The organism is Bradyrhizobium forestalis, assembly GCF_002795245.1.
In the GTDB taxonomy this organism is placed as follows: Bacteria; Pseudomonadota; Alphaproteobacteria; order Rhizobiales; family Xanthobacteraceae; genus Bradyrhizobium; species Bradyrhizobium forestalis.
The window spans coordinates 105,799-131,476 of the sequence record NZ_PGVG01000006.1 but is presented as its reverse complement, the minus strand read 5'-3'; the positions used below and the strand labels follow the sequence as shown (position 1 = coordinate 131,476).

Genomic DNA, 25,678 nt, shown 5'->3' with positions numbered 1-25,678 from the left:
GTGGGTTAGCGCAGCGTAACCCACCATCTTTATTTCGTGTGGCACCGAAAGTGGTGGGTTACGCCAAGCGGTCTGCGCTACGCGCAGTCCGCAGGGCGTACCCACCCTACGGCAGCTGCGATCAATCCTTCGGACGCAGCTTCGCGACTTCGGCATCGCTGGGCAGATAGTCCGCGCCCTTCTTATAGGACGAGTCCACCATCACGCCCTTGCCGTCCTTCAGCACGGTCTTGCCGACAAAGGCCCCTAACGTCGACTGATGGTCGATCTTGCGGAAGGTGATCTCGCCGAACGGCGACGGCATCGAGAGCCCCTCCGCCGCGGCAATCAGCTTCTCCGGATCGGTCGAGCCGGCCTTCGCGAGAATGGCGGCGGCCGACTTGATGGTCTGGTAGCCGACGATCGAGCCGAGACGCGGATAGTCGTTGTACTTGGCCTGGTACGCTTTCAGGAACGCGTCATGCTCGGGGGTCTTGATCGAGTACCAGGGATAGCCGGTGACAATCCAGCCCTCCGGCGTCTCGTCCTTGAGCGGATCGAGATATTCGGGCTCGCCGGTCAGGAAGGAGACGACCTCGCGCCCCTTGAACAGGCCGCGGGTGTTGCCTTCGCGCACGAGCTTGACGAGGTCGGCACCGAAGGTGACGTTGAGGATCGCTTCGGGATTGGCGGCGGCAACCGCCTGCACCACCGGGCCCGCGTCGATCTTGCCCTGCGGCGGCCACTGCTCATCGACCCACTGGATGTCCGGACGCTTCTCCGACATCAGCTTCTTGAACACGGCGACTGCCGACTGGCCGTATTCATAGTTCGGCGCGATCGTCGCCCAGCGTTTTGCCGGCAGCTTGCTGGCTGCCTCCACCAGCATCGCCGCCTGCATGTAGTTGGAGGGACGCAGGCGGAAGGTGTATTTGTTGCCCTTGGACCAGGTGATGGCGTCCGTCAGCGGCTCGGCTGCAAGAAAAAACACCTTCTTCTGGTTGGCGAAATCGCTGACCGCAAGGCCGATGTTCGACAGGAACGTGCCGGCGAGCATCGCCACGCCCTCGCTCGAGACGAGCTCGTTGGCCGCCGTCTGCGCATCCGCCGGCTTGCCGCCATCATCCTTGGAGACGACGACGAGCTTCTTGCCGTTGATGCCGCCGGCCGCGTTGATCTCTTCCACCGCGAGCTGCCATCCCTTGCGATAGGGCTCGGTGAAGGCCGGCAACAGCGAATAGCTGTTGATCTCGCCGATCTTGATGTCCTGCGCCAGGGCCGAATGAGCCATGCCGCCCGCCAGAAGCGCGAAGGCCGCGCCGATGAAGTAATTTCTTGCTCGCATCCCAACCTCCAATGTGAACTCTCTACGTCTCTTATCGCAAACCGTCTTCGCCCTTGATCTCCGCAACCGTGAGCCCGCCGACGCGCGGCAGCGGACGGCCGCTGTCGGTGACAGCAACTGCGACCATGATCTCGTTGGCGCGAGGCGCGTCGTTGATCTGCACTTCCATGCCGTCGAAGTGGCTGCGCACGAAGGCCGCGTCCTTGTGCCCGAGCGGAATGTCCAGCGTCGTGCCCGGACCGCTGCGCTTCTTCGACGAGGGGATCAACGCCGCACCCTTGCCCAGAACTTTGCGCACCGGCGCGCCCATCTTGGGATGCAGGATCGCGGCGGCGTGCTCCAGCTCGCCGTTCTCGCCGACGGCCGCGGCCTTGCCGTAGCTCTGCGCCTTGGCGCCATCGATGCCGAGCGCGGCTACCGCGCGCTTCGACAAGAGGTCGCCCAGCTCCTCGCCGATCGCGATCAGCGGCGAAAGATCCTCGACGTATTTTCCGGCGAACGGATTCTCGATCACGGCAATGGCGGCCGCACGCCGGGTCGGCGGCGACACTTGGCGGCCCATCTCCATCTGCGTCTCTTCGACGACGGTGACGATCTTGCGGATGATCGCGCTCATGGCTGTTTCCCCTCGGCACTTCCCTGTTCAGGCATGAACCGCGGTCTCCAGCTGACGCGGGCGCGCTTCTTGCCGTTCAATATCTTTCGGTCCGATGACAAGCATATCACCACAAAGCTGCAGCACGGCACCCTCGATCAGTCGACGATCGAACAAATGCCGTGCACATTCCGCGCCAGATTCCAGTGCGGTGGCGATCTCATCGTGAGACAACTCGCCGATTTCGCGGGTGACGAGACGCGCGCCGAGATCGCTGTCGGGCTGAAGCTCGTTCGCGGGCTTTCGGATGATGGCGGGATGACCGGGCAGATCGACGGCATTGGCAATGATTGTCGCGGCCGCATCGGCCTGCGACGCCGTCGCCGCGAGCACGGTCACCGCGTCGGCAATGCCGAGCGAAAAGCTGCGGCCATGCCGCCCACTGGTCGCAATCCCGCGCACCGGATCATCCGCATCGATCCTCATCGTCCGCATCACGCCGTCGCGGTCGGGCCGGTCCATCAGGCCGACAGAGAAATGCTCGCCCTTGCCGAGATGAAGCGCGATGTCGCCGCCATTGTTGACGTAAGCCCGATCGAGCGTCGCAGCGCCGAGCATTGTGCCCGAAATCTCCTCCGCCACGCTGCCGGCAACGGCCGCCATCGGCGTGATGAAGCAATCAGCGGCATAGGGCGCCACCGCGGCGTGCATGCGACGCGCCACGACGCCCTCTAGCGACGTCCGCTTCCCAGCGGCGGACCGCAATTCCGGCAGTTCCGCGCAAAGCTCGTCGAGTAATCCTGTGAACCGTAGCGCCGCAGCCTCATAGGCCGCCCGCACCGCGTCCGCCCGCCCCCTCGCCTCCACGATCAGATCAATCGGTCCATCCTGCAAATGCAGCCGCCGGCTATCAGACAGCAATGCGATTTGCGGGCGCCTCATCATGTCCGGCGCCCCGGAATCGGATTCTGCCAGGGCAACTGCCGGACATCGTCGCCGTTCTGGACCTCCGCGAGCGGCTTGACATAATCCATGTGCCCGCCGAGCGCGGCATAGTCAGACAGCTTCATAGTGAATTCGATCGGCGCGACCAGCGCCGGCGTCGGCACATAGCCGAACGCGCCCGAAGGCATCTGCGTCACATCGACCATGTAGGTGATGCCACCGCCCGGCCAGACATAAACCGGCGCGCCGCCGCTGGTGACGCGCGTCAGCGCATCCTTCACCGAGCGCGTCAGCCGCACCGGATTGTCGGTGACGCCGGCGCGCAGCGAACCGCCCGCGCCTGCCATAAACAGCACCGTACAGAGCGCCGGCTCGCAATTTTCCTGAATGCGCTCGACCGAGAACCTCAAGTCAGCCGGCATCTCGGTCTCGACCGGCTTCAAGGCCTCGTCAAGCACGTAATAGGACGAATGCTCGCCGGTGGTGGAGACCATCAACATGGTCAGTCCGGGCTTTGCTTCCTTGACGTCGAACGGCCCGAGGATCGAGAGAGGATCGGAGATGTTGGTGCCGCCCCAGCCCGTGCCGGGATCGGCGACCTGAAAATAGCGGCCGGGCGTCGAGCGACGCCCCTTCATCTTGATGCCGGTGTCGGCGATGTCGAGCAGCTTGCCGGCCTGATGCTCCGAGAGCACGCCGGTGATGTGGTCGTCGACCACGACGACCTCGTCCACCTTGCCGTGCCACTGCTTGGCGAACATGCCGATCGTCGCCGAGCCGCAGCCGACGCGCATGCGCTCTTCTTTCACCCCGTTGACGATCGGCGGCTGCCCGGCCTGCACCACAACGGTGGCGCCGCCGTCGATGGTGAGCTCCACCGCCTTGCAATTGGCGAGGTCCATCAGCGTGTCGCAGGTGACGCGGCCCTCTTTCTTAGAGCCGCCGGTCAGGTGATGCACGCCACCGAGCGACAGCATCTGCGAGCCATATTCGCTGGTGGTGACATGGCCGACCGCCTCGCCCTGCGCGCGCACGGTCGCGGTCTCCGGGCCGAGATAGCGGTCGGTGTCGATCTTCACCTTGATGCCGCAATAGGAGAAGATGCCCTCGGTGACCACGGTCACCATGTCGACGCCGTCGACCTCCGCGGAAACGATGAACGGCGCCGGCTTGTAGTCGGGGTAGGTCGTGCCCGCGCCGATCGCCGTCACGAATGTTGACGGCTCGTGGACGATCTTGCCGTCCCAGTCTTCGGTGCGGCTGAACGGAACGAGCTTGCCGCCATGCGAGACGGTACGCTCCAGGATCACGTGCGGATCGACGCGAACGAGCTTGCCGTCGTGGTTGGCGTAGCGATCACAGGCGCCCGCCGCGCCCGGCTTGATGTAGCACATCACCGGACAAGCATCGCAGCGGATCTTGTCGATGACGGCGCTCGTCGTTTCTGTCACCATGTCGGAGCCGGCGGACATCGCAGTTATCATTCGTATACGAACGATGTTGCGCGCGGTGCCCCGGGGCTGTCAAGCGGCGGTGCAGCGCAAAAGATGCCGCTGCCGCATAAAACCTCATTTGCCTAACCGCTCTGTCCACAAAGAAGGCAATCGCGCTGCAGTGCGGCATGCGCGGCTTGCACGTTTGTGTACAAACGGTATCGTCGCGGTATCGAAACTTCGCGACTACACAGTCTTGGGCTTGGAAACGAGGATGACGCAGACACCGATCCGCCTCACCGTGAACGGCAGGATCCACGAGGTCACGGCGGCGCGGGACACACCGCTGCTCTATGTGCTGCGCAATGACCTCGCGCTCAACGGCCCGAAATATGGCTGCGGCCTCGGTGAATGCGGCACCTGTACTGTCCTGATCGACGGCACGGCGGCGCGCTCCTGTGTGATTCCGGTCGGCGGCTGCGCCGGCCGCGACATCGTGACGCTCGAAGGCCTCGGCACCCGCGACAAGCCCGACGTCGTGCAGCAGGCCTTCATCGACGAGCAGGCCGCGCAATGCGGCTACTGTCTCAGCGGCATGATCATGACCACCAAGGCGCTGCTCGCGATCAATCCGCGGCCGACCGAGCAGGAGGCGCTGGCGGCGCTGCGCTACAATCTTTGCCGCTGCGGTACGCATGTCGAGATCCTGCGCGCTGTCATGCGCGCATCGGGCCAGCTCACCGAGGCCGCAGATTGATGGCCTCCCCTGCCTCGAACGGAGCTGAGCGGCCAACGGGTTCGCTCATCGTCGCCCGCAGCGTGGACGAGGTCACATCCGAGACCTTCGTCCGCATCACCGCGGACGGCGCGGTCACGGCCTATAACGGTCATGTCGATCTCGGCACCGGCATTCGCACCGCCCTCGGCCAGATCGTCGCCGAAGAGCTCGACGTCTCCTTTGCGCGCGTCGTGGTCGTGCTCGGCGACACAGCATTGGTGCCGAACCAGGGCGCGACGATCGCCAGCGAAACCATCCAGATCACCGCCGTTCCCCTGCGCAAGGCCGCAGCGCAAGCCCGGCACTTTCTGATCGCGCGCGCGGCCGAGCGGCTGGAGCTGCCGGCCGCCGATCTCAGGATCGAGGACGGCCTCGTGCGCGGCCACGACAACCGCAGCGTCAGCTATGGCGAGCTGATCGGCGGGGAGACGATTCGTCTCGAGCTCGAAGACGACGGCACTGTGAAGCCCGTCGGCGATTACGCCATCGTCGGCCAGTCCGTCCCGCGTGTCGACCTGCCGGCCAAGGCCACGGGCGAGTTGACCTTCGTGCACGACATCCGAGTATCAGGCATGCTGCACGGCCGCGTGGTGCGCCCGCCCTATGCGGGCGTCGATGCCGGACCGTTCGTCGGCACCAGCCTCATTGCGGTGGACGAATCCTCGGTGCGCGACATCCCCGGCCTTGTGGCCGTGGTGCGCATCGGCGATTTCGTCGGCGTGGTCGCCGAGCGCGAGGAGAATGCGGTCCGCGCCGCAGAACAGCTCAAGCTGAGCTGGAAGCCGACGCCCACCCTGACCGATCTCGCCGATGTCGAAGCCGCGCTGCGCGCCAATCCATCGACACCGCGTACGCTGATCGACAAGGGTGAGGTCGACAAGGCGATATCGGGCGCGGCCAAGGCGATGCAGCGCACTTACGTCTGGCCGTATCAGATGCACGCCTCGATCGGCCCGTCCTGCGCGGTCGCCGATTATGGCGACGGCAATATCCGCGTCTGGTCGGGCACGCAGAACCCGCACGTGCTGCGCAGCGATCTGGCGCTGCTGATCGAACGCGCTGAGAGCGAGATCGAGATCATCCGGCTGGAGGCCGCCGGCTGCTACGGCCGCAACTGCGCCGACGACGTCACCGCCGACGCGCTGCTGCTGTCGCGCGCCGTCGGCCGGCCCGTGCGCGTGCAATTGACGCGCGAGCAGGAGCACGCCTGGGAGCCCAAGGGCACGGCGCAGCTCATCGACGTCAACGGTGGCCTCGATGCCGACGGCGGCATCGCCGCTTACGATCTCGCGACGCGCTATCCCTCGAATGCGGCACCGACGCTGGCGCTGCTGCTGACCGGCCGCCTCTCGCCGGAGCCCGCGGTGCTCCAGATGGGCGACCGCACCGCGATCCCGCCCTATGATTACGACAACATGCGCGTCGTCGCCCACGACATGCCGCCGATCGTGCGCGCCTCCTGGTTCCGCGGCGTCTCGGCACTGCCGAACACCTTTGCGCATGAATCCTATATCGACGAGGCCGCAACCGAAGCCGGCGTCGATCCCATCGAATATCGCCTTCGCTATTTAAAGGACCCACGCGCGATCGATCTGGTCAACGCGGTCGCCGAGCGTGCAGGCTGGAGGCCACGGCCGGTCCGCGAGGAGAAGGACGGCGAGACCGTACACGGGCGCGGCTTTGCCTACGCGCTCTATGTCCACAGCAAGTTTCCGGGCTATGGCGCGGCATGGTCGGCCTGGGTCGCCGACGTCGCGGTGAACAAGACGACCGGCGACGTCAGCGTCACCCGCGTCGTCGCGGGCCAGGATTCCGGGTTGATGATCAACCCCGACGGCGTGCGCCACCAGATCCACGGCAACGTCATCCAGTCCACCAGCCGCGCGCTGATGGAGGAGGTCTCGTTCGAGCGCGGCGCGGTGGCCGCGCGCGAATGGGGCGCCTACCCGATCATCCCGTTCCCCGACGTGCCCAAGATCGACGTCCTGATGTTGCCGCGCCAGGACCAGCCGCCGCTCGGCATCGGCGAGTCCGCTTCGGTGCCGAGCGCGGCGGCGATTGCCAATGCGATCTTCGATGCCACCGGCGTGCGCTTTCGCGAGCCGCCGTTTACGCCTGAGCGAATCCTCAAACGGCTGCACGGCGATGCGCCGGCGACGCCGAAGGCGCTGTCCGCCCCCGCGGCGTCGCCGCCTGCTCGGATCTGGGAAAATCCGTTCGCCAAGCGCGCCGGCATCTTGGCGGCAATCGCAGCCGTCTGCACCGCCGCGATCGGCATCGGCGCTGCGCTGCTGCCAGGGCGTGCGATTGCGCCGATCGCGCGGCCCGATGCTTCAGTCTATTCCGCGGCGACGATCGCGCGCGGAGAGCAGCTTGCCGCACTCGGCAATTGCGCGGAGTGCCACACTAATATCGGCGGCGCGCTCAACGCAGGCGGCCGCGCGCTGGAAACGCCGTTCGGCATCATCCACAGCACCAACATCACGCCCGACGTCGAGACCGGCATCGGCGCCTGGTCCTATCCCGCCTTCGAGCGCGCGATGCGCGATGGGCTGCATCGCGACGGACGGCAGCTCTACCCGGCCTTCCCCTACACGCATTTTTCAAAGACCCGCGACGCCGACATGCAGGCGCTCTACGCCTACCTGATGGCGCAGCCTGCGGTGCGCGCGGCGACACCCGCCAACACGCTCGCCTTCCCGTTCAATCTGCGCCCACTGCTCGCGGGCTGGAACGCGCTGTTCCATCGGGCGCGCGAGTTCACGCCCGATCCCGCCAGATCCGAGCTTTGGAATCGCGGCGCTTATCTCGTCGAGAGCCTCGGCCATTGCAGCGCCTGCCATTCGCCGCGCAATGCGCTCGGCGCCCAGCAGCGCGAGGCCTATCTCGCCGGCGGCTTTGCCGAGGGCTGGGAGGCGCCGGCACTCACCTCGCTCTCGTACGCGCCGATCCCGTGGAGCGAGGACGAGCTCTACGCTTATTTGCGCACCGGCCATTCGCGCTATCACGGCGTCGCCGCAGGGCCGATGGCACCGATCGTCAGGGATCTCAAAGCCCTGCCCGACCAGGACATCCGTGCGATGACGGTCTATCTCAATTCGTTCAACGACCCCGCGAACGACCGCCAGGCGCAGGATGCGCTCGCGACAAAGCTAGAGAACGCAACGCAAGTTACCGTCGCATCCTCCACCGGCGCCCGCCTCTATCAGGGCGCCTGCGCCGTCTGCCACGAGGTCGGCGGTCTGCCGCTGTTCGGCACGCGGCCGTCGCTCGCGCTCAACACCAACCTGCACAGCAGAACGGCGGATAATCTCGTGCAGGTTATCCTGCACGGCATTGCCGAGCCCGTATCGAGCGACCTTGGCTACATGCCTGCTTTCAGGAACAGCATGAGCGATGCGCAAATCGAGGAGCTCGTCACGTTCCTGCGCAGGCAGTTCGCGCCCGACAAGCCGGCTTGGGCCAACGTGCGCGAGACCATCGCACGCGTGCGTGGGACGCCGCACTAAGCATGATGGAATGAGGCTTGATCGCTGCAATGATGGAGGTGCACTCCCTTTCCCGCTTGCGGGAGAGGGTTGGGGAGAGGGTGTATCCCCAATGGGACAATCCCCAAGAGGAGAGAGCCCTCTCCCGGCGCTTCGCGCCGACCTCTCCCGCAAGCGGGAGAGGTGAACGAACCGCGGCAATCGATTCAAGCCAAAGCCATTCGGCTTTAGATCAACCGTGCTTCTTCACTTCCACCGGCGGCGTGCCGTGGGTGTGGAATGACTCGATTGTCTTCAACCCCCAGGCTTGGCCCTTCTTGCGCTCCTCCTCGGTCCACACGATCGGCTTCCAATCGGGTGCGAGAATGAGGCGCGCGCCGGCATTGGCGACTTCCACGCGGTTGCCGCCGGGCTCGTAGACATAGAGGAAGAAGGTCTGCTGGATCGCGTGCTTGTGCGGGCCGGTCTCGATGTGAACGCCGTTCTCCAGGAATATGTCGGCGGCGCGCAGAATCTCCTCGCGGCTGTCGAGGGCGTAGGTGACGTGGTGGAAACGGCCCGGCACGCCGGAATGGTCGAGCGAATAGGCGAAATCGTAGCTCTTGTTCGACATCGTCAGCCACATCGCCGCCTCACGGCCATCATTGAGCACGATCTGCTCGGTGAGACGGCAGCCGAGATAGGTCTCGAAGAACTCGCGGTTGGCCTTGATGTCGACGGCAAGGCAGTTGAGATGGTCGAGCCGGCGGACATTGACGCCGCGCGCGGGAAAGCGCTGCGCCTGGTTCTTCAGCGCCGGCCTCAGCTCCGGCGGCGCCTGATACCATTCGGTCTCGTAATAGAGCTCGACGATGTGGCCATCGGGGTCGCGGCAGCGGAAGGTCGGTCCCTGCCCCATGTCACCGTCGATCCAGCCGATGTCGAAACCCGAGCCCTTCAGCGCGGCGACCCGACGCTCCAGCGCCTGCTGGCTGCGCGCGCGCAGCGCCATGTGGCCCATGCCCGATGTCTTCGACGCGGTGAGCTTGAGCGAATAGCGCTCGTAATCGTCCCAGCCGCGCAGGTAGACCGACTCGCCCTTCTGCCCGCTGACGGTCATGCCCATCACGTCGACGAAGAATTTGAGGCTCTCGTCGGGCTTGGGCGTCAGCAGCTCCATGTGGCCGAGATGAGCGAGATCGAGGATCGGTTCCGGCTGCATGAATTTCCTCCAGGGACGTGGCACGATCCGCCGTACCCGACGGCGCGATTGGATGCAGGGCGACGACGCGGCGATCCGACACGACGCCGACGGCAACGTCATTTGTACTAATGTACAAATGATTAGGTCCAGTCAACAAATCAACCGCTACACCCACCGCAAACGGCCGCCCGGCCGGACCGGCGGGTGCTCCGAACGAACGGGAGCCTGCCCGAATGGTAAAATCTTCCTTTAAGGCCGCCGCCCGATCCATTGGCCTGGAAAAGCAGCATTTTCCGTCGATTTCACCCAGAAGTATGCATCAGGAACAAACCTATTGGCCGAATTGTCGCGGATTTAACGGAGCGGGCGCGCCCGGCGTTTAACCGTTTGTGCAGCGACGACCGCGCATAGTCCGGGGTAAATCCCTTGCTCTTGCCAGGTTCATCAATCGTGACATCCTTTGGACGCGTGATTTCGGTTCGCGGATCGCTCGCCCGGGTCGGGCTTTTGGCGGCGAGCCAAATGCCGATCTCGGAGGTTCGGGCGACCGTCGGCCGTTTCGTCAGCATTCGCTGCGCCAGCTCGGTCATCGTTGCCATGATCACCGAGGTTTCCTGCGAGAATCTGTCGAGCTCCGACAACTACATCGCCATCGCCTCGGTCGACCTGCTCGGCGAGATCCTCAATGCCGCGGACAAGGCCAAATTCCAGCGCGGCGTCACCAATTATCCGACCATCGGCGATGCCGTCGACCTGATCACGAGCCAGGAGCTGCGCACGATCTATGCGCCGACCGGCTCGGACCAGATCAATGTGGGCTTCCTCCAGCAGGACCGCTCCGTCGTCGCCTATGTCGACGTCGAGGAAATGCTGTCCAAGCATTTTGCGGTGCTGGGATCGACCGGCGTCGGCAAATCGACCGGCGTCTCGCTGCTGCTCAACGAGATCCTGAAGGCGCGGCCGAACCTGCGCATCTTCCTGCTCGACGTGCACAACGAGTATGGCCGCTGCTTCGGCGACCGCGCGCTGGTGCTCAATCCGCGGAACCTGAAGCTGCCGTTCTGGCTGTTCAACTTCGAGGAAATCGTCGACGTGCTGTTCGGCGGCCGCGCCGGCGTGCCGGAGGAGCTCGACATCCTCGCCGAGGTGATTCCGCTCGCCAAGGGCGTCTACACCCAGTACCAGAACGCCGACCGCATCGGCCTCAAGCGCATCGATCCCAAGCAGATCGGCTACACCGTCGACACGCCGGTGCCCTATCGCCTGGTCGACCTGCTGTCGCTGATCGACGAGCGCATGGGCAAGCTGGAAAACCGTTCCTCGCGCATCATCTATCACAAGCTGATCTCGCGCATCGAGGCCGTGCGCAACGACCCGCGCTACGCCTTCATGTTCGACAACGCCAATGTCGGCGGCGACACCATGGCGGAGGTGATCAGCCATCTGTTCCGCCTGCCCGCCAACGGCAAGCCGATGACGGTGATGCAGCTCGCCGGCTTCCCGGCCGAGGTCATCGATTCCGTCGTTTCTGTGCTGTGCCGCATGGCCTTCGATTTCGGCCTGTGGAGCGACGGCGTCTCGCCGCTGCTGTTCGTCTGCGAGGAAGCGCATCGCTATGCCTCCGCCGACCGCAACATCGGCTTCGGGCCGACCCGCAAGGCGGTGTCGCGCATCGCCAAGGAAGGGCGCAAATACGGCGTCTATCTCGGCCTCATCACCCAGCGCCCCGCCGAGCTCGACGCCACCATCATCTCCCAGTGCAACACGCTGTTCACGATGCGCCTCGCCAACGACCGCGACCAGGCGCTGCTGCGCGCTGCAGTGTCGGACGCCGCCGCGAACCTGCTCTCCTTCGTGCCCTCGCTCGGCACGCGTGAAGTGCTGGCCTTCGGCGAAGGCGTCGCACTGCCGACGCGCTTGCGCTTCAAGGAGGTGCCGCCGCACCAATTGCCGCGCGGCGAGGCCACTATCTCGAGTGTGCCGTCGGTCACCTCCGGTCACGACATGCACTTCGTCGGCGCCGTTCTGGAGCGCTGGCGCGGCGCCACATCCCAGCGCGACGTGCCGAACGATCCCGTGTTCTCGGCCCCGCCGGCGAAGATGATGTCCAGCGTCGAAGCCCCGATGCTGCAACCATCGATGGGCCTAGATCCGGACCGCTTCTCGCTGTTGAAGAAGCCGCTGCGGTAGCACACTCTCGTGTCCCGGACGCGCTGCAACGCCCTTAGCGTTGCGGCGCAGAGCCGGGACCCATGCCACAATCGCCGCGCTCAAACATTCTGGGCCCCGGCTCTGCAGCGCACCGCTGAAGTGGCGCTGCGCTGCGTCCGGGGCACGCGCGCCGTGGAATATCGCGGCACGTTGAGACCGGCGCCCGCATCGACTATGGTTGCCGGCCCAAGCCGGAATCCACGCCCATGACAAAAACCGCCGCGCAACGCTTCCCCGCACCCGCCCTCGACACGCTGCCCGACGACATCCGCACGCGCCTCCTCGCAGTCCAGGAGAAGAGCGGCTTCGTGCCGAACGTGTTTTTGACGCTGGCCTATCGTCCCGACGAGTTCCGCGCCTTCTTCGCCTATCACGACGCGCTGATGGAGAAGGACGGTGGCCTGACCAAGGCCGAGCGCGAGATGATCGTGGTGGCGACTTCGGCGGCAAACCAGTGCCAGTATTGCGTGATCGCGCATGGCGCGATCCTGCGCATCCGCGCCAAGAACCCACTCATTGCCGACCAGATCGCTGTGAACTACCGCAAGGCCGACATCACGCCCCGGCAGAAGGCGATGCTCGACTTCGCGATGAAGGTCTCGGCTGACGCGCAGCGGATTTCCGAGGATGATTTCGCCGCGCTCGCGCCGCACGGCTTCAGCGACGACGACATCTGGGACATCGCCGCGATCTCCGCCTTCTTTGCGCTGTCGAACCGGCTGGCGAATTTCACGGGCATGCGGCCGAACGAGGAGTTCTACCTGATGGGACGACTGCCGAAGACGTGACGGGCAAGACATGACCCAGCTCGATTGGCCCGAAATCCTGCTGCGCCTCGGCACAGCGACGCTCGCCGGCAGCGCGATCGGCCTCAACCGCGATCTGCACGGCAAGCCGATCGGGCTGAAGACGCTCGGCATCGTCGGGCTCTCCACAGCGACCGTCGTGCTGCTCGCAGTCCAGTTCGCCGAGCCCGGCAAGGTCACCGACGCGGCGAGCCGCGTCATCCAGGGCATCCTCACCGGCATCGGCTTCCTCGGTGCCGGCGTCATCGTCCACGAGAGCGAGCATTTTCGCGTGCGCGGCCTGACCAGTGCCGCCTGCACCTTCCTTGCCGCCTGCCTCGGCATCGTCTGCGGCACCGGGCAATGGATGATCGTCGCCGTCGCTCTGGCGCTGGCTTTCGTGCTGCTCACAGTCGGCCGCCGCATCGAGCGCTGGCTGCACCGGATGCTTGGCGGCAGGGACGAACGTCACGATGTCGAAAGCGGCCCGGAAGAGCACCACGTTTAGCAGCCCCGCGCCGTCAGCGCAGGCGACCCGCGCGCCGCCAGTAGAAGGCCACAAGCGTGACCGGCAACGAAAGTGCCAGCCACGACAGGCCGTCCCAGATCCCGTCGCCGACGAGGGCCAGACCGAGCCCCGCGGTACAGACCAAGCCGACGAGGAGCGGCACCCGGAACACGGCCCAGGCACTTCTGTGGTGCCGGGCCCGGTTCGGGACGTCCGCGCTGGAAACGGAAGGGGGCATGGGACTAGACACCGGCTGCTGCGGTCTGGCCTGCGTCGAGCGGCTTGCGGCGGGCCGACGACCTTCTCCTTGCCGCCCAGAGATAGATTCCGCTGACGAGGACGATGATCGTCATCACGTCCAGCAGCGCCCAGACGATCTTCAGTGGAAGCCCGCCATAGTCGCCGAAATGCAGCGGGCGCGAGACCTGAAGCGTCTTCAGATACCACGGCACCTCGGGCGCGACGATCGTCTTGCCGTCGTTGGCGTCGACCAGCATCGGCTGAAGCATGCGCGCCGTGAAGGGGGTGGCGCCCTTGGTCCAGACGACGAGATGCTGCGGGCTGCCGAAGCGCGCCGAGGTCGGCATCGTCACCGACGTGACCAGGCGATCGGGAAATCTCGCGCAGACGAGCTCGACAGCGGCCTGAACCGAGGGGATTGGCGCGACCGGCTTGTCCAGATGAGGCGCCAGCAGGACGGGAATGAGCTGCGCCCGCCACAGGTCGAACAGCGGCGTCGCCAGCGTGTTGATCATGCCGGTGAGGCCCACCACGATCGTCCAGGTCACGGTGACGATGCCGAGGAGATTATGGGTGTCGAGCCATTTGACGCGGGGCGACGACCGCCGGCGGATTGTGCCGAAATCCAGCCGGCGCATGAACGGCCAGTAGACCACGACGCCGGATATGATCGACGCGGCGAACACGAGACCCATCGCCCCAAGAAACAATTCGCCGGGCAGGCCCGCGAACATGTCCTTGTGTATCCGCAACACAATGTCCATGACGTCCTGATGCGGCGTCTCCTCCCCGAGCATTTCGGCCGTCCGCGCATCAAGCGTCAGACGATGGAAGTTGCCCGGCGCCGGGACCGCGGTCGGAGAAACCGCGACAGTCACCAGCGGCTCCGCCTGCTTGAGATTGAGAAGCAGGACGTACTGACCGGGAAAGCGCGCCTGAGCCGCCGCGATCATCCGGTCGAGCGAGAGACGCGGCGTTGCTTCCGGCATGGCCGGAGCCGCAATTTCATCCTCCAGCAGATCGTCGATCTCGTCGTGAAAGACCAGCGGGAGCCCCGTCACGCACAGCATCAGCAGAAACAGCATGCACACCAGCGATGTCCAGGTATGAATGCGGGACCACAGGCGGATCGTGCGTGCCTGAACCATGACCTCTACCAGCGATAGCTGACCGTGCCCGTGATGGTGCGCGGGCTGGTGTATTGGCAGCCACCATTCGTCGTGCAAGCGAGGGTGACACGGTCGGCGATGTTCTTCACGTTCAGCGCGAGGTTCACACCCTTGGGCTGGCGATAGTGCAGACCAGCATCGAAAACGACGTAGCCTTCGTTGACGATCGTGTTGGTAGGATCGGCGAAGGTCGGCCCGTTGTAGCGGACGCCGCCGCCAAGACCCCAGCCGTCCCAGGTGCCGCCCTGCACCGTATAGTCGACATAGGCCGACGCAAGCTGGCGGGCCACGAGCGTCGGCACCTTGCCGAGATCGGTCCCGGTGGTTTGCGTCACTCTCACGTCCTGGTTCGTATAGGTCGCCACGAGGTTCAGCCCCGGCACGATCTGCGCCAGCGTCTCGAACTCAATGCCGCGCGAATTCACCTCGCCGAGCTGGACCGAGAAGCCGAGATGTGATGGATCGGTCGTGAGCGAGTTTTGCCGCGTCAAGTCATACAGCGCCACGGTCATCAGCAAGGTCCGCGATGGCTGGTATTTGACGCCGACCTCATGTTGCTGTGCCGTCGTCGGCTTGAACGGGCTGCCCGCAAAGTCCGTGCCCGGCGTCGGCAGGAAAGACTCCGAATAGCTATAGTAGGGCGCCACTCCGGAATCGAACACGTATGAGACCGCCCCTCGTTTGGTGAAGGCCGTGTCCTTCGTGTCGGTAGTCTTGTTTGTGACCAAGGCGTAGGTGTTCTGCTCCGACGCGTCGTACCGTCCACCCAGCGTGAAGATCCAGTTCTGGATCTTCATCTGGTCCTGCATATAGACGCCGACCTGATCTATCGCCTGGTTCGCCGAGGGATTGACGAGCGCAGTCGGAACGACGACGGTCTGGTCGTAGACGGGATTGATCTTGCTGAGAGACGGCGCCGCTCCGGAATATGTCCGGTCCGTCATGTTGAACGTCAGATAGTCGATGCCGGAAACCACCGTGTGCTGCAGCGGCCCCATGCTGAACTTGCTGATCAGGTGGTTGTCGGTCGAAAGCGAGTCGACCTGCTCCTGTATGCGCGCGGCGCGTCGCAGAAAGACCGTGGTCGTATCGACCGGACTTCCGATGAACGTCAGATAGCGATAGTCGAGCTCGGTGTGACCGTAGCGGGCTTTCGATTCGAAGATCAGATTGTTGCTGAAGCGATGTTCGAATTGGTAGCCGACACGCTCCTGCTCCTGGTCGAACTTGTTGTAGCTGGGATCGCCGAGGAACAGCGGCAGCGCCGTGATACCGGTGATCTTCCCGCCGCTCACATGAGCCATCGACAGCGGAAAGGCGTTTCCGGTCAGGTCGTGGGTATAGTCCGCGAGAATCGTCAACGTCGTGTCGTTGGTCGGCTTCCAGGTCACAGCCGGCGCGATATAGGTCCGATTGTCCTTCACGAAGTTGGAGAAATTGGCGATCTGCGCATCGGAATCCCTGAACACGCCGGTCAACCGATAGAGCAGCGTCCCATCCTTGGTCGCGGGACCGCCGAAGTCGAATGCGCCCTGAAACCGTTCGTAATTGCCGAACTGTCCGACGATCTCGCCGAAAGCCTGCTCGGTCGGCCGCTTGCTGATGACGTCGACGAGGCCGCCCGGTGCACCCTGTCCGTACATGACCGAACTCGGTCCCTTGATGACGTCGATGCGTTCAAAGCCGTAGGGCTCGTTGCGGAACAGCGAGAAGAAGTTGGGATCGCCGACCTCGCGAAGCCCGTCGCGATAGGCGCCGTAGCCGTTGTTGTCGAAGCCGCGGATGAAGACGTTGTCGAAGCGCGGATCCTTGCCGCCCGGCTGGATGGCGAGACCCGCGACATACTGCAATCCTTCGACCAGTGTCGTCACCGAGCGAGCATCGAGCTGGTCGCGGCTGACGACGGAGACCGATTGCGGCGTCTCGAGAATGGGCGTGTCGGACTTCATCGCAGCCGAGCTGACGACAGGTACAAAGCCCCTCACCGGATCCGTACCGCGCTCCGCAGCGGCGGCAGCCGGCTGAGAAGGCGCGTGGGTCGCCTGTCCCGCCGCGCGCAATCGCGTATGTCGGGTGCTTACAGATCGCGAGTTGCGCGGCGCTGTGACCTGACGCTTGTTCGGGCGGCTTTGCTCGACCACGACGGGCGGAAGATCCGATCCTCCGCTCGCGCCCTGGGCCTGCGCGTTGCCGCCGAAGCCGATGGCAGGAAGCGCGACAAGACCGCACAAGATTGACACGCGCCCGCGCTTCGATGCGCGTGCGTCAAACACGAATTCCAGCATTCCCAGTCCCCGAACTTACGGGAACGACCATGCAGAGACTCCGAACGCACAATCAAAGTCTTTTGGACGTTCGTGTCGTAGAATCTATGTAGACTGGATCCGTTCTAATGAAATGGCGTCGGCGTCTCGCGCTCGCCTGCCGCTGGCTGCATGAATTCCCCACGCTGACGATCCACCGCCGCGCTCACCGCGATGACCGACCGGCCGCGTCACGATTTAGAATCGCAACCGCCGGCCCCAAAGCGGCTTCAGCAGTTCGAGCGCCGTGAGCACCAGCAATCCCGCGCCGAGCGTGATCATCAGGTCGTCAAGGTGCAGGGGACCGAAACGAAAGAGTCCTGACACCGGCGGCCAGAACAGGGCCGTGGCGAGAACGAGCGCAATCGAGAGGAAGATCCAGAGCAATGCCGGGTTCGGACGAAAGAAGGCAGACAAGAAGGATGCGCTGAAGGATCGATTGACCAGAACCAGCGCGACGACGCAGACGACGAGCGCAATGAATGCGAGCGTGCGCGCCTCATCGGGCGGAATGCCGGAGCGAAGCGCCAAGACGAAGATCACAGCGATCAAGGCGAAGGCCATGATGCCCTGCAGGACGCTCCAGGCGATCAGGGGCCACGAGAACAGCTCCGCGTTGGCACGCCGCGGCGGACGCTTCATGATGTCGCGCTCCTCCCGCTCGGCTTCGAACACCAGCGAGCAGACGGGGTCGATGATCAGCTCCAGAAACGCGATGTGAACCGGACCGAGAACCAGCGGCAGCCCGAAAACCAGGGGAAGCAGGGCGAGCCCCGCGATCGGAACGTGGACGGCGAAAATGAAGGCCATCGCCTTGCGCAGATTGTCGTAGATCCGGCGGCCCAGGCGGATGGATGCCACGATGGAGCTGAAATCGTCGTCGAGCAGGACGATCGAGGATGCCTCGCGAGCGACGTCGGTGCCCCGGCCTCCCATCGCGATCCCGATATGGGCGGCCTTCAGCGACGGCGCGTCATTGACGCCGTCGCCCGTCATCGCGACGATCTCGCCGTTGCGCTTCATCGCCTGAACGATCCGCAGCTTCTGCTCCGGCAGCACCCGCGCGAAGACGTTCACGTTGCTGACGAGTGCCTCGAGCTCGGTGTCGTCCGCGAGCCTGACCTGCTCCCCGGTCACGACCTCCTTGACGTCAAGCCCGGCTTGCCCTGCGATCGCCATGGCGGTCGCCGGATAGTCGCCCGTGATCATGACGACGCGGATGCCGGCCGAACGGCACTCGCGAACCGCCTCCGGAACATGAGGCCGCAACGGATCGGCAAGCCCGACCAGGCCGACAAAGCGAAATACGAAAGCCTCCTGGGATGCCGGCAGTGAAGCGTCATCGCACCCGGCAACCGCCATCCCCAGCACGCGTAGCCCGTCCTTCGCCATCGCGCCGACGGCAGCTTGCACGGCCTTCCGATCGGCGTCGTTCAGCCTGCACAGGCGCGCAATCGCTTCCGGCGCGCCCTTGGCGCATGCGATGAGATCCGCCGCTGCGGATGTCCGCCAAACCTGGGTCATGGCGAGCAGCTCGGGGCGCAGACCATAGGTGCGCACCAGCGTCCGCCCGCCATCCATCGGGTCTCCGTCCCGCACGACATCACGCGCGAACGAGTGCAGCGCCTTCTCCATCGGATCGAACGGCTCCGGAGAGCTTGCCAGGGCGCCGCAGCGCGCCAGCTCGGCGAATTCGGGCCCGACATGATCCCGTCCGGACGCCTCCGCACGCAGGTGCGCGCCATCGAGCAGCCGCAGCTCGGCGACCAACATCTGGTTCTGCGTCAGTGTTCCGGTCTTGTCGGTGCATAGGACTGTCGCTGAGCCGAGGACCTCGATGGCGGCTGCCCGCCGCGTCAGGACGCGGGCTTGCGAAATCCGCCACGCGCCCATCGCCATGAACACCGTGAGCACGACGCCAAATTCTTCCGGAAGCATCGACATGCCGATGGCAACGCCTGCCAGCAGCGCTTGCAGCCAGTCGCCGCGCGAGACGCCGTAGAGCGCTACGGCGGCCAGGCTGATCATGGCGCCGCCGAGAAAGCAGAGCCGCACCAGCCTTGCGGTCTGTTGCTGAAGCCGCGGCGGCTCGGCCTGCAGGCCGCGCAGCGACAGCCCGATCTTCCCGATCTCGCTGCGCGGCCCAGTGGCCTCGACCAGCGCCAGTCCCTCACCGCGCACGACGAGCGAACCGGAATACACGAATGGCTGATCCTCGCCGCCGGGCCGGTGATCGGCCGCGGTGACCTTGTCGGCGGTCTTCTTGCGGACGGGCATCGACTCACCGGTCAGCAGGGACTCGTCGATCTGCAAGTCCCGCGCCTCGATGAGTGCGGCGTCGGCCGGGACGCGATCGCCTTCGCCAAGGACGAGAAGGTCGCCCTGCACGACCTCGCGGCCGGCAATTCGCCGGCGCTCACCGTCCCGCACCACCAGCGCACGCGGGCTGGTCAGGTCACGCAAGGCTTCCAGCACGCGCTCGGTCCGGGTCTCCTGCACCACCGTGATCACGATGGACATCGCCCCGAACGCTACGAGGATCAGCGCCTCCTTGAGATCGCCGAGCACGAGGTAGATCAGTCCGCCGCAAAGCAGCAGCAGGAGCATCGGCTCGCGCAGCACTTCCACCACGATGCGCAAGGGACTGCGTCGTTCCGGCCGAGGCAATTCGTTGGGGCCGTCTGCCGCGAGCCTCGCCCGGGCCTCGTCCTCGCTCAGGCCGACCGCACCTCTGCGTTGCACCTCGCTCACGGTTTCCGCCGCAGGCTCCAGAGGCTGCCGACACCGACGACGGCGGTGACGAGCAGGACGGCGACGAAGGTCTGGATGATGGTGAAATTCAGCGCGTCACGCGCGACGAACAGCGCCGTGATCGCGCCGGCGAGGACAAAGAGGATGCGAAAGATGACGCTCATGGCCGTGCCTCCAAAATCTGCATGACTTGGAGCCCTCGGCATCGGGGCGCGACGCTGTCTCTGCAACCATGCAGGGCAGACCTTAGCCGTTCAGCGCGACGCAGATTTGCGACAGGTCAAGACTGCCCCCGCCATCATCGGTCGACAGGTGCGACGTGATGTCCGCCTCGAGCGAGCAGCCGCTGCATCGTTCAGCGCTGCTGAGGCGCCATGCCGCTAGCGCTTCGCCATCAACTCGAGCGCCGGAGCAAAGCGCTCCGCGAACGTCAACGTCTTGGCGTGATGGACTGCGGCAAACGATGCCGAGATTCCCGCCGAAGCGACCGCGAGCAAGGCAATTACGAAAACCAGACGGCGCATGTTCGCCTCCTGTGTGTGAGCTCGACTACCCCATAGAGATGGGACGGTTCTGTTTCAGGACGGTTTCATGGGCGCGGAAATTGATTTCGCTCAAGCGGCTGTGATCAGATCCGGCTTATATGGGCGCATTCCGTAACCAACTAATAATGGTCGACGGTGTTTTGCAGCGGAGCGCGGCCGTGTTGGGAAATTCCACACCCGCGGCCGCGATCCCAAGTACTGCGTCGACAAGCAGCATTCGCTGGAATGGGAGTCATCGAGGACTACTCAAATGACGATCGTGATCCAGAAACTCAATGGCCTGTGGCACCTCATCGTCGGATCGTGCCAGATCCGAACGCCCTTCCTGGACACCCAGGACCGCGCGCTGGTGGTCACTTACGCCCGCCGCGCCTATCCCGGCGCCAGGATCTTCCAGCGCGATTGATGTGAGCGCTGGCGCCCACTCCGTTCAGAGGCACGGGGTAAATCCGGTCGCCTGAAGCCCCACGATCCGTCCATCTGGATTGAGCGACCATTTCACCGAGATGTGTGTGGAGCCGCAGACGAAATTGACCGGCCCATGGTACTCGTAAGTCATCTCCCGTGAACCAGCAGGGCACGGCCCGTAGTGGCGCATCGATCACGGCACGCGATTTCCGATACCCCTAATCATCGTCCGCCGGACCGCACCAGCCGGGCAGATAGATCGCATTCTTGCTTCTGGCCGCGGCCATCGCCTTCTCGAGCGCGTTGTCGAAATCGGCTTCCACCGCCTTGCGCGACACCTGTCGACGCAGGAAGTCGGCCCACAGGAATTCGGAGAACGGCGTGGTGTCCTTGGCGAAGCCGCCCATGCGGCGCAACTCGCCGGCAAGGCTGCGGAACGGATCATCCTTGAGGTCGGCGACCGATTTCGGCAGGTCGCGGAACGACCGCCGCTCGCCCTTGGCGTCGTAAGGATAGACCCAGCGCTTGTTGTCCATGACGCCCCAGAACGCCTCGCGCTCGACCATCCTGAGGTCGCCGACGATGGTCACCAGCACCTCCTTGACCCCTTCATCATGCAGCGCGCGGCCGAGATGATGATGGTCGATCACGTAGTAGCGCAAATCGGGGCCGTAGACGACGGGGATCATGTGCTTGCCGAGCAGATCGGCCTGCTTCTTCTTGTCGTGCTCGCGCCAGCGCCTGCGCTTCTCCTTGACCTCGCGCATGCCCACCGTCATCTGCGTCGGCCGGAGCGACAGGATCGGGACAGGATGCACTCGCGGCTCGCGCGTATTGGTCATGATCGAAAGGTCCTCACATGGTTGCCGCTGATGGTCCGGGTTATCGCGACTATGCCATGGGCCCTGCGGTGACAAAATCCATTCGGAAAGGACGCGGAGATCACAAGTCGATAGCGACGGGACGAACGGACGAACTCCGTGGCTGGCGCTGCGCCTGTCGTTGCAGCGCAGCCCGCGCCCCCCGGTTCCCCGACCGCTCCACGCCGGTCCGCGCACAAATAGTGCGATCGCACAAATGCACGCTGGCATTGAGAAGATTTTCTGCAACGCGCTCCTCACCTATGCTATCTAAATTGCTGCTTCGGAGTGATCCCCGCCCCATGAACAACCAGCGGCCCATAAGCTCTGATGACGAGCACCGGGTGCTCCAGTTCAGGCCGCGCACCCTGCCTTCCCCGTCGGTCAAGCGCGGCAGCGGCACCGTGCAACCGCTGCGCGTCGCACCCGAACGGCTGGACCTGTCGCGCTACGAGCAGCCCCGCGCCGAACCCGATAATTTCCGCCAGCGCATGCTGGCCAACATCGCGGCGCTGGCCTTCACCATCGCGCTGACCGCGATCGGGATCTGGCTCGCGGTCAGCATCGCCGACCTGCGCCGAACCCAGGATTGCGTGCTGATGGGCCGCCGCGACTGCGTCAAGATCACGACGCCGCATATTTAGGACCGGCCCGGCGCCGGCTCCTCGGCGGAGGGTCCCAACGGGGCATCCCCAACCCTGTCCCTCGCTGTCCCCTGGGCCTGCCCGGCTCCATTGAACTCAGGGCGGCGCTCCGATATACGGGCTTTCGACCCGGCCAGAGGGGGGTTTGAGGGCGTCATCAGGGGCGCGATGCCCACCCACCGTGCCACTCTGGACAATCTGACAAATATCCGCAATATATCAAAGGCTTAGTGATGTCTTCCACATTCGATCAGGTCGCCACGATCATCGCTGAAACCTGCGACATCCCGCGCGACACGATCACGCCGGATAGCCATGCCATCGATGACCTCGGCATCGACAGCCTCGATTTCCTTGATATCGCGTTCGCGATCGACAAGCAGTTCGGCATCAAGCTGCCGCTGGAAAAGTGGACTCAAGAGGTCAACGACGGCAAGGCGACCACCGAGCAGTATTTCGTGCTGAAGAACCTGTGCGCCCGTATCGACGAACTGGTTGCGGCCAAGGGCGCGAGCGCCTAAGGGCGCAGTCATGCAACTCGAATACTTCCACATGATCGATCGCATCGTCGACCTCAAGGTCGACGAGAGGACGATCGTCGTCGAAGCGCAGGTCCCGATGGAGAGCACCATCTTCGAGGGGCACTTCCCGGGCTATCCTTTGATGCCCGGCGTGCTCCTGATCGAATCGATGGCGCAGGCCTCGGGCTGGCTTCAGCTCGGCGTGTTCAAGTTCGAACGCATGCCGATCCTCGCCGCCGTGAAGGAAGCCAAGGTCCGCGGCTCGGTCTTTCCCGGTGATCTCATGAGCATTGAGGCGAGCCTCACCCATGAAGGCTCCGGCTACGCCATGACCGAGGCCAAGATCAGGGTCGGCGGCAAGCTGCGCGCGAATTCGGCGCTCACCTTCACGCTCATCCCCTTCCCCAATGCGGATATGCGCTCCCACATGGACGCGATCGCCAAGCGCGTCGGATTTCCGCAACAGGCCGTATCGCCATGACTGACACTCCCGCTTCGAAGCCAGGCCAGACCGAAGTCTGGATCACCGGCATTGGGCTCGCCACCTCGCTCGGCGAGGGCCTGGACGCCAACTGGGCCGCGCTTCAGGAGAAGCGCATCAATGTCGACGAGAAGGGCTTTGCCCCCTACATCGTGCATCCGCTGATGCCTGTTGCCTTCGACAGCCAAATCCCGAAGAAAGGCGACCAGCGCCAGATGGAAGCCTGGCAGCGCATCGGCACCTATGCCGCCGGTCTTGCGCTCGATTCCGCCGGCATCAAGGGCAACAAGGACATCCTGTCGAAGATCGACATGGTGGTCGCCGCCGGCGGCGGAGAGCGCGATCTCAACGTCGACAGCGGCGTGCTGACGGCCGAGGCCAAGGGCGCCAACGCGCCCGGCTTCCTCAACGAGCGGCTGATGAGCGATCTCAGGCCGACGTTGTTCCTGGCCCAGCTCTCCAACCTGCTCGCCGGCAACATCGCCATCGTGCACGGCTTAGGGGGCACCTCGCGCACCTTCATGGGCGAAGAGGTCGCCGGCGCCGATGCTGTCCGCATCGCGCTTGCGCGCATCGCCTCGGGCGAGAGCGACATCGCGCTGGTCGGCGGCTCGCACAATGGCGAGCGCAAGGACTTGCTCGTCCTCTATGAATTCGGCGACTTCAACCTCAAGGATAAGTTCGCTCCCGTGTGGGCCCGCAAGGACCACGCCGGCTTCGCGCTCGGCTCGGCCGGCGCCTTCCTGGTGCTGGAATCGAAGGCGCATGCGGAAGCGCGCGGCGCAAAGCCGTTCGCAAGATTGTCGAGCGTCGTCGCAGACCTCGCCAAGCGCAAGCGGCCCGGCGACATGGCCGCGACACTGGAGAAGCTGTGGGCCAAGCTGCCGAAGCGCGACGGCAAGGGCGCCATCATCACCGGAGCGACCGGTGCGGAGCCCGCGACCTCGGAAGAGCGCGGCTTCCTGAAGAGCCATGCCGACTTTCCGGTGCGCTCGACCGGCACGGTGTTTGGCCACGCCATGGAGACGCAATTCCCGCTCGGAATTGCGCTCGCTGCGCTGTCGATCTCGCGTGGTGCTTTGTTCCCGCCGAACGATTCGACCGGGACCGAGATTGAAATGCAGGGTGCGCCTACCCAGATCGTGGTGGTGGGAGCCGGACACTGGCGCGGCGAAGGCATGGCGCTGGTCGAGGCGGTTTAGTTAGCTCAAGCGGGGATCGACATGACTGCACCACGCGACAAACTCGGGCGTCCCGTCGTCGTCGTCACCGGCATGGGCATCATGACCTCGCTCGGTGCCGGCAAGGCCGACAATTGGGCGAAGCTCGTCGCCGGCGAATCCGGCATCCGCACCATCACGCGCTTTCCGATCGACGGCCTCAAAACCACGATGGCCGGCACGGTCGATTTCGTCAGCGTCGATCCGTTCTCCTCCACCGCCCTGTCCGAACGGATGGCCGAGCTGGTGACGCAGGAAGCGCTGGAGCAGGCCGGCATCGGTGCCAAGGCGGATTTCCCGGGTCCCCTTTTCCTTGCAGTTGCGCCGGTCGAGGTCGAATGGCCGCAGCGCCGCGAACTCGGTCGCGCCGTCGGCCAGCTCGACATCACCTATGACGATTTGCTGCGCATTTCCGGCGGCGGCAAGTACAGCGCCTACCATCATCGCTTCATGTTCGGCTCGGTCGCCGCGTCTCTCGCCGAGACGTTCGGCACCAAGGGCTCGCCGATCTCGCTGTCCACGGCCTGCGCCTCGGGCGCGACCTCGATCCAGCTCGGCGTCGAGGCGATCCGCCGTGGCGAGACGGATGCTGCGCTGTGCGTCGCGACCGACGGCACCGTGAACCCGGAAGCGCTGGTGCGCTTCTCGCTGCTTTCGGCGCTGTCGACCCAGAACGATCCGCCGCAGGCGGCCTCCCGTCCCTTCTCCAAGAACCGCGATGGTTTTGTGATGGCCGAAGGCGCCGGCGCCTTGGTGCTCGAAAGCTACGAGGCGGCGACTGCGCGCGGCGCAAAGATCCTCGGCGTGATCGCCGGCTGCGGCGAGCTCACCGATTCCTTCCATCGCACCCGCTCCTCGCCCGACGGCAAGCCGATCATCGGCTGCATGAACAAGACGCTGGCCGACGCCGGCATGACGCCGGACCAGATCGATCACATCAACGCGCACGGCACCTCGACACCCGAAAACGACAAGATGGAGTTCAACACGACATCGGCCGTGTTCGGCGAGCTCGCGCAGAAGATTCCGGTCACCTCCAACAAGTCGATGGTCGGCCACACCATCTCGGCGGCCGGCGCGGTGGAGGCGATCTTCTCGCTGCTCACGCTCGAGCATCAGCGCATTCCGCCGACGATCAACTACGAGACCCCGGATCCCACGATCCTGTTCAACGTCGTCGGCAACAAGGCGCGCGATGCCCGCGTCACCGCGGTGATGTCGAACTCGTTCGGTTTCGGCGGCCAGAACGCCTCGCTGATCCTGACCCGCGAACCGGCCTGACCGGA

General features: G+C 64.7%; 24 protein-coding genes. 11 read left to right on the top strand and 13 right to left on the bottom strand.

Annotated features, from left to right (window positions below):
• Positions 1-121: 121 nt before the first annotated feature.
• The 4 genes from CVM73_RS09705 to CVM73_RS09690 are packed head-to-tail and all read right to left on the bottom strand — an operon-like array spanning position 122 to position 4,318.
• Complete coding sequence (locus CVM73_RS09705) at positions 122-1,324, bottom strand: ABC transporter substrate-binding protein (RefSeq protein WP_100231781.1); 1,203 nt, start codon at positions 1,322-1,324, stop codon at positions 122-124.
• A gap of 31 nt (positions 1,325-1,355) precedes the next feature.
• Complete coding sequence (locus CVM73_RS09700; RefSeq protein WP_074119251.1) at positions 1,356-1,940, bottom strand: amino acid synthesis family protein; 585 nt, start codon at positions 1,938-1,940, stop codon at positions 1,356-1,358.
• A 27-nt stretch (positions 1,941-1,967) separates the two neighbouring features.
• Entirely contained in the window at positions 1,968-2,864 is an 897-nt protein-coding gene (locus CVM73_RS09695; protein WP_100231780.1) for a UPF0280 family protein, read from the bottom strand.
• Entirely contained in the window at positions 2,861-4,318 is a 1,458-nt protein-coding gene (locus tag CVM73_RS09690) for a 6-hydroxynicotinate reductase (RefSeq protein WP_167406758.1), read from the bottom strand. The genes CVM73_RS09695 and CVM73_RS09690 overlap by 4 nt, the downstream gene beginning before the upstream one ends.
• A gap of 253 nt (positions 4,319-4,571) precedes the next feature.
• On the opposite strand from CVM73_RS09690, the gene CVM73_RS09685 reads away from it, so the two are divergent.
• Both CVM73_RS09685 and CVM73_RS09680 read left to right on the top strand, forming a co-directional pair.
• Positions 4,572-5,054, top strand: coding sequence for a (2Fe-2S)-binding protein (locus tag CVM73_RS09685; RefSeq protein ID WP_100231778.1), 483 nt, complete (start codon positions 4,572-4,574; stop codon positions 5,052-5,054).
• Positions 5,054-8,584 carry a molybdopterin cofactor-binding domain-containing protein gene (locus tag CVM73_RS09680; protein ID WP_100231777.1) on the top strand — a complete coding sequence of 1,177 codons (3,531 nt, stop codon included), beginning with the start codon at positions 5,054-5,056 and terminating at the stop codon, positions 8,582-8,584. The genes CVM73_RS09685 and CVM73_RS09680 overlap by 1 nt, the downstream gene beginning before the upstream one ends.
• A 211-nt stretch (positions 8,585-8,795) precedes the next feature.
• On the opposite strand, the gene CVM73_RS09675 is transcribed toward CVM73_RS09680, so the two are convergent.
• Positions 8,796-9,764: a catechol 2,3-dioxygenase gene (locus CVM73_RS09675; RefSeq protein ID WP_100231776.1), complete on the bottom strand. Its 969-nt coding sequence runs from the start codon at positions 9,762-9,764 to the stop codon at positions 8,796-8,798.
• A 284-nt stretch (positions 9,765-10,048) separates the two neighbouring features.
• Entirely contained in the window at positions 10,049-10,351 is a 303-nt protein-coding gene (locus tag CVM73_RS40855) for a hypothetical protein (protein WP_245452272.1), read from the bottom strand.
• Here CVM73_RS40855 and CVM73_RS09670 point away from each other — a divergent pair.
• From CVM73_RS09670 to CVM73_RS09660, 3 genes are all read left to right on the top strand, one after another.
• Positions 10,344-11,936, top strand: coding sequence for an ATP-binding protein (locus CVM73_RS09670; RefSeq protein WP_245452271.1), 1,593 nt, complete (start codon positions 10,344-10,346; stop codon positions 11,934-11,936). The two genes, CVM73_RS40855 and CVM73_RS09670, sit on opposite strands and share 8 nt — an antisense overlap.
• 227 nt (positions 11,937-12,163) lie before the next feature.
• Entirely contained in the window at positions 12,164-12,745 is a 582-nt protein-coding gene (locus CVM73_RS09665; RefSeq protein ID WP_100231774.1) for a peroxidase-related enzyme, read from the top strand.
• A gap of 10 nt (positions 12,746-12,755) precedes the next feature.
• On the top strand, positions 12,756-13,250 hold the full coding sequence (locus CVM73_RS09660) for an MgtC/SapB family protein (protein ID WP_100231773.1): 495 nt from the start codon (positions 12,756-12,758) through the stop codon (positions 13,248-13,250).
• A 13-nt stretch (positions 13,251-13,263) separates the two neighbouring features.
• Here CVM73_RS09660 and CVM73_RS40285 read toward each other — a convergent pair whose 3' ends face one another.
• The 6 genes from CVM73_RS40285 to CVM73_RS40275 form a co-directional block, all read right to left on the bottom strand.
• Complete coding sequence (locus tag CVM73_RS40285; protein ID WP_167406746.1) at positions 13,264-13,422, bottom strand: hypothetical protein; 159 nt, start codon at positions 13,420-13,422, stop codon at positions 13,264-13,266.
• Between the two features lie 70 nt (positions 13,423-13,492).
• A complete protein-coding gene (locus CVM73_RS09650) occupies positions 13,493-14,638 on the bottom strand; it encodes a PepSY-associated TM helix domain-containing protein (RefSeq protein WP_100231771.1) in 1,146 nt (381 codons plus the stop codon).
• A gap of 5 nt (positions 14,639-14,643) precedes the next feature.
• Positions 14,644-16,608: a TonB-dependent siderophore receptor gene (locus CVM73_RS09645; RefSeq protein WP_100231923.1), complete on the bottom strand. Its 1,965-nt coding sequence runs from the start codon at positions 16,606-16,608 to the stop codon at positions 14,644-14,646.
• A gap of 552 nt (positions 16,609-17,160) precedes the next feature.
• Positions 17,161-19,713, bottom strand: coding sequence for an HAD-IC family P-type ATPase (locus tag CVM73_RS09640; RefSeq protein ID WP_100231770.1), 2,553 nt, complete (start codon positions 19,711-19,713; stop codon positions 17,161-17,163).
• On the bottom strand, positions 19,710-19,877 hold the full coding sequence (locus CVM73_RS40280) for a hypothetical protein (protein ID WP_167406745.1): 168 nt from the start codon (positions 19,875-19,877) through the stop codon (positions 19,710-19,712). The genes CVM73_RS09640 and CVM73_RS40280 overlap by 4 nt, the downstream gene beginning before the upstream one ends.
• 216 nt (positions 19,878-20,093) lie before the next feature.
• Positions 20,094-20,237: a hypothetical protein gene (locus tag CVM73_RS40275; protein ID WP_164936629.1), complete on the bottom strand. Its 144-nt coding sequence runs from the start codon at positions 20,235-20,237 to the stop codon at positions 20,094-20,096.
• 271 nt (positions 20,238-20,508) lie between these two features.
• Here CVM73_RS40275 and CVM73_RS40270 point away from each other — a divergent pair, with 271 nt between their 5' ends.
• Complete coding sequence (locus CVM73_RS40270; RefSeq protein WP_167406744.1) at positions 20,509-20,664, top strand: hypothetical protein; 156 nt, start codon at positions 20,509-20,511, stop codon at positions 20,662-20,664.
• A 220-nt stretch (positions 20,665-20,884) separates the two neighbouring features.
• Here the strand turns inward: CVM73_RS40270 and CVM73_RS09635 are convergent, their stop codons facing one another.
• Complete coding sequence (locus CVM73_RS09635; protein ID WP_100231769.1) at positions 20,885-21,508, bottom strand: ParB-like protein; 624 nt, start codon at positions 21,506-21,508, stop codon at positions 20,885-20,887.
• A gap of 320 nt (positions 21,509-21,828) precedes the next feature.
• Between CVM73_RS09635 and CVM73_RS09630 the strand changes: the two genes are divergently transcribed.
• The 5 genes from CVM73_RS09630 to CVM73_RS09610 all read left to right on the top strand — a co-directional run bounded on the left by CVM73_RS09630 (position 21,829) and on the right by CVM73_RS09610 (position 25,673).
• Positions 21,829-22,170 (top strand): hypothetical protein, encoded by a 342-nt coding sequence (locus CVM73_RS09630; RefSeq protein ID WP_100231768.1) that lies wholly within the window; start codon positions 21,829-21,831, stop codon positions 22,168-22,170.
• Positions 22,171-22,403: 233 nt separating this feature from the next.
• Positions 22,404-22,691, top strand: a complete 288-nt coding sequence (locus CVM73_RS09625) for an acyl carrier protein (RefSeq protein ID WP_007592476.1) — start codon at positions 22,404-22,406, stop codon at positions 22,689-22,691.
• 10 nt (positions 22,692-22,701) lie between these two features.
• Entirely contained in the window at positions 22,702-23,172 is a 471-nt protein-coding gene (locus tag CVM73_RS09620) for a 3-hydroxyacyl-ACP dehydratase FabZ family protein (protein ID WP_100231767.1), read from the top strand.
• Positions 23,169-24,374 (top strand): beta-ketoacyl-ACP synthase, encoded by a 1,206-nt coding sequence (locus CVM73_RS09615; RefSeq protein ID WP_100231766.1) that lies wholly within the window; start codon positions 23,169-23,171, stop codon positions 24,372-24,374. The genes CVM73_RS09620 and CVM73_RS09615 overlap by 4 nt, the downstream gene beginning before the upstream one ends.
• Positions 24,375-24,395: 21 nt before the next feature.
• On the top strand, positions 24,396-25,673 hold the full coding sequence (locus tag CVM73_RS09610; protein ID WP_100231765.1) for a beta-ketoacyl-ACP synthase: 1,278 nt from the start codon (positions 24,396-24,398) through the stop codon (positions 25,671-25,673).
• The last annotated feature ends 5 nt before the right edge of the window (positions 25,674-25,678 follow it).

Excerpts from the sequence above, each read along its gene's own strand:
- CVM73_RS09610 (WP_100231765.1), top strand. The coding sequence starts at position 24,396 with ATGACTGCACCACGCGACAAACTCGGGCGTCCCGTCGTCGTCGTCACC.
- CVM73_RS09660 (WP_100231773.1), top strand. The coding sequence starts at position 12,756 with ATGACCCAGCTCGATTGGCCCGAAATCCTGCTGCGCCTCGGCACAGCG.
- CVM73_RS09670 (WP_245452271.1), top strand. The coding sequence starts at position 10,344 with ATGATCACCGAGGTTTCCTGCGAGAATCTGTCGAGCTCCGACAACTAC.
- CVM73_RS40280 (WP_167406745.1), bottom strand. The coding sequence starts at position 19,877 with ATGAGCGTCATCTTTCGCATCCTCTTTGTCCTCGCCGGCGCGATCACG.
- CVM73_RS09690 (WP_167406758.1), bottom strand. The coding sequence starts at position 4,318 with ATGGTGACAGAAACGACGAGCGCCGTCATCGACAAGATCCGCTGCGAT.
- CVM73_RS09700 (WP_074119251.1), bottom strand. The coding sequence starts at position 1,940 with ATGAGCGCGATCATCCGCAAGATCGTCACCGTCGTCGAAGAGACGCAG.
- CVM73_RS09625 (WP_007592476.1), top strand. The coding sequence starts at position 22,404 with ATGTCTTCCACATTCGATCAGGTCGCCACGATCATCGCTGAAACCTGC.
- CVM73_RS09680 (WP_100231777.1), top strand. The coding sequence starts at position 5,054 with ATGGCCTCCCCTGCCTCGAACGGAGCTGAGCGGCCAACGGGTTCGCTC.
- CVM73_RS09650 (WP_100231771.1), bottom strand. The coding sequence starts at position 14,638 with ATGGTTCAGGCACGCACGATCCGCCTGTGGTCCCGCATTCATACCTGG.
- CVM73_RS09620 (WP_100231767.1), top strand. The coding sequence starts at position 22,702 with ATGCAACTCGAATACTTCCACATGATCGATCGCATCGTCGACCTCAAG.
- CVM73_RS09705 (WP_100231781.1), bottom strand. The coding sequence starts at position 1,324 with ATGCGAGCAAGAAATTACTTCATCGGCGCGGCCTTCGCGCTTCTGGCG.
- CVM73_RS09635 (WP_100231769.1), bottom strand. The coding sequence starts at position 21,508 with ATGACCAATACGCGCGAGCCGCGAGTGCATCCTGTCCCGATCCTGTCG.
- CVM73_RS09630 (WP_100231768.1), top strand. The coding sequence starts at position 21,829 with ATGAACAACCAGCGGCCCATAAGCTCTGATGACGAGCACCGGGTGCTC.
- CVM73_RS09665 (WP_100231774.1), top strand. The coding sequence starts at position 12,164 with ATGACAAAAACCGCCGCGCAACGCTTCCCCGCACCCGCCCTCGACACG.
- CVM73_RS40270 (WP_167406744.1), top strand. The coding sequence starts at position 20,509 with ATGACGATCGTGATCCAGAAACTCAATGGCCTGTGGCACCTCATCGTC.
- CVM73_RS09685 (WP_100231778.1), top strand. The coding sequence starts at position 4,572 with ATGACGCAGACACCGATCCGCCTCACCGTGAACGGCAGGATCCACGAG.
- CVM73_RS09675 (WP_100231776.1), bottom strand. The coding sequence starts at position 9,764 with ATGCAGCCGGAACCGATCCTCGATCTCGCTCATCTCGGCCACATGGAG.
- CVM73_RS40275 (WP_164936629.1), bottom strand. The coding sequence starts at position 20,237 with ATGCGCCGTCTGGTTTTCGTAATTGCCTTGCTCGCGGTCGCTTCGGCG.
- CVM73_RS09645 (WP_100231923.1), bottom strand. The coding sequence starts at position 16,608 with ATGAAGTCCGACACGCCCATTCTCGAGACGCCGCAATCGGTCTCCGTC.
- CVM73_RS09615 (WP_100231766.1), top strand. The coding sequence starts at position 23,169 with ATGACTGACACTCCCGCTTCGAAGCCAGGCCAGACCGAAGTCTGGATC.
- CVM73_RS09695 (WP_100231780.1), bottom strand. The coding sequence starts at position 2,864 with ATGATGAGGCGCCCGCAAATCGCATTGCTGTCTGATAGCCGGCGGCTG.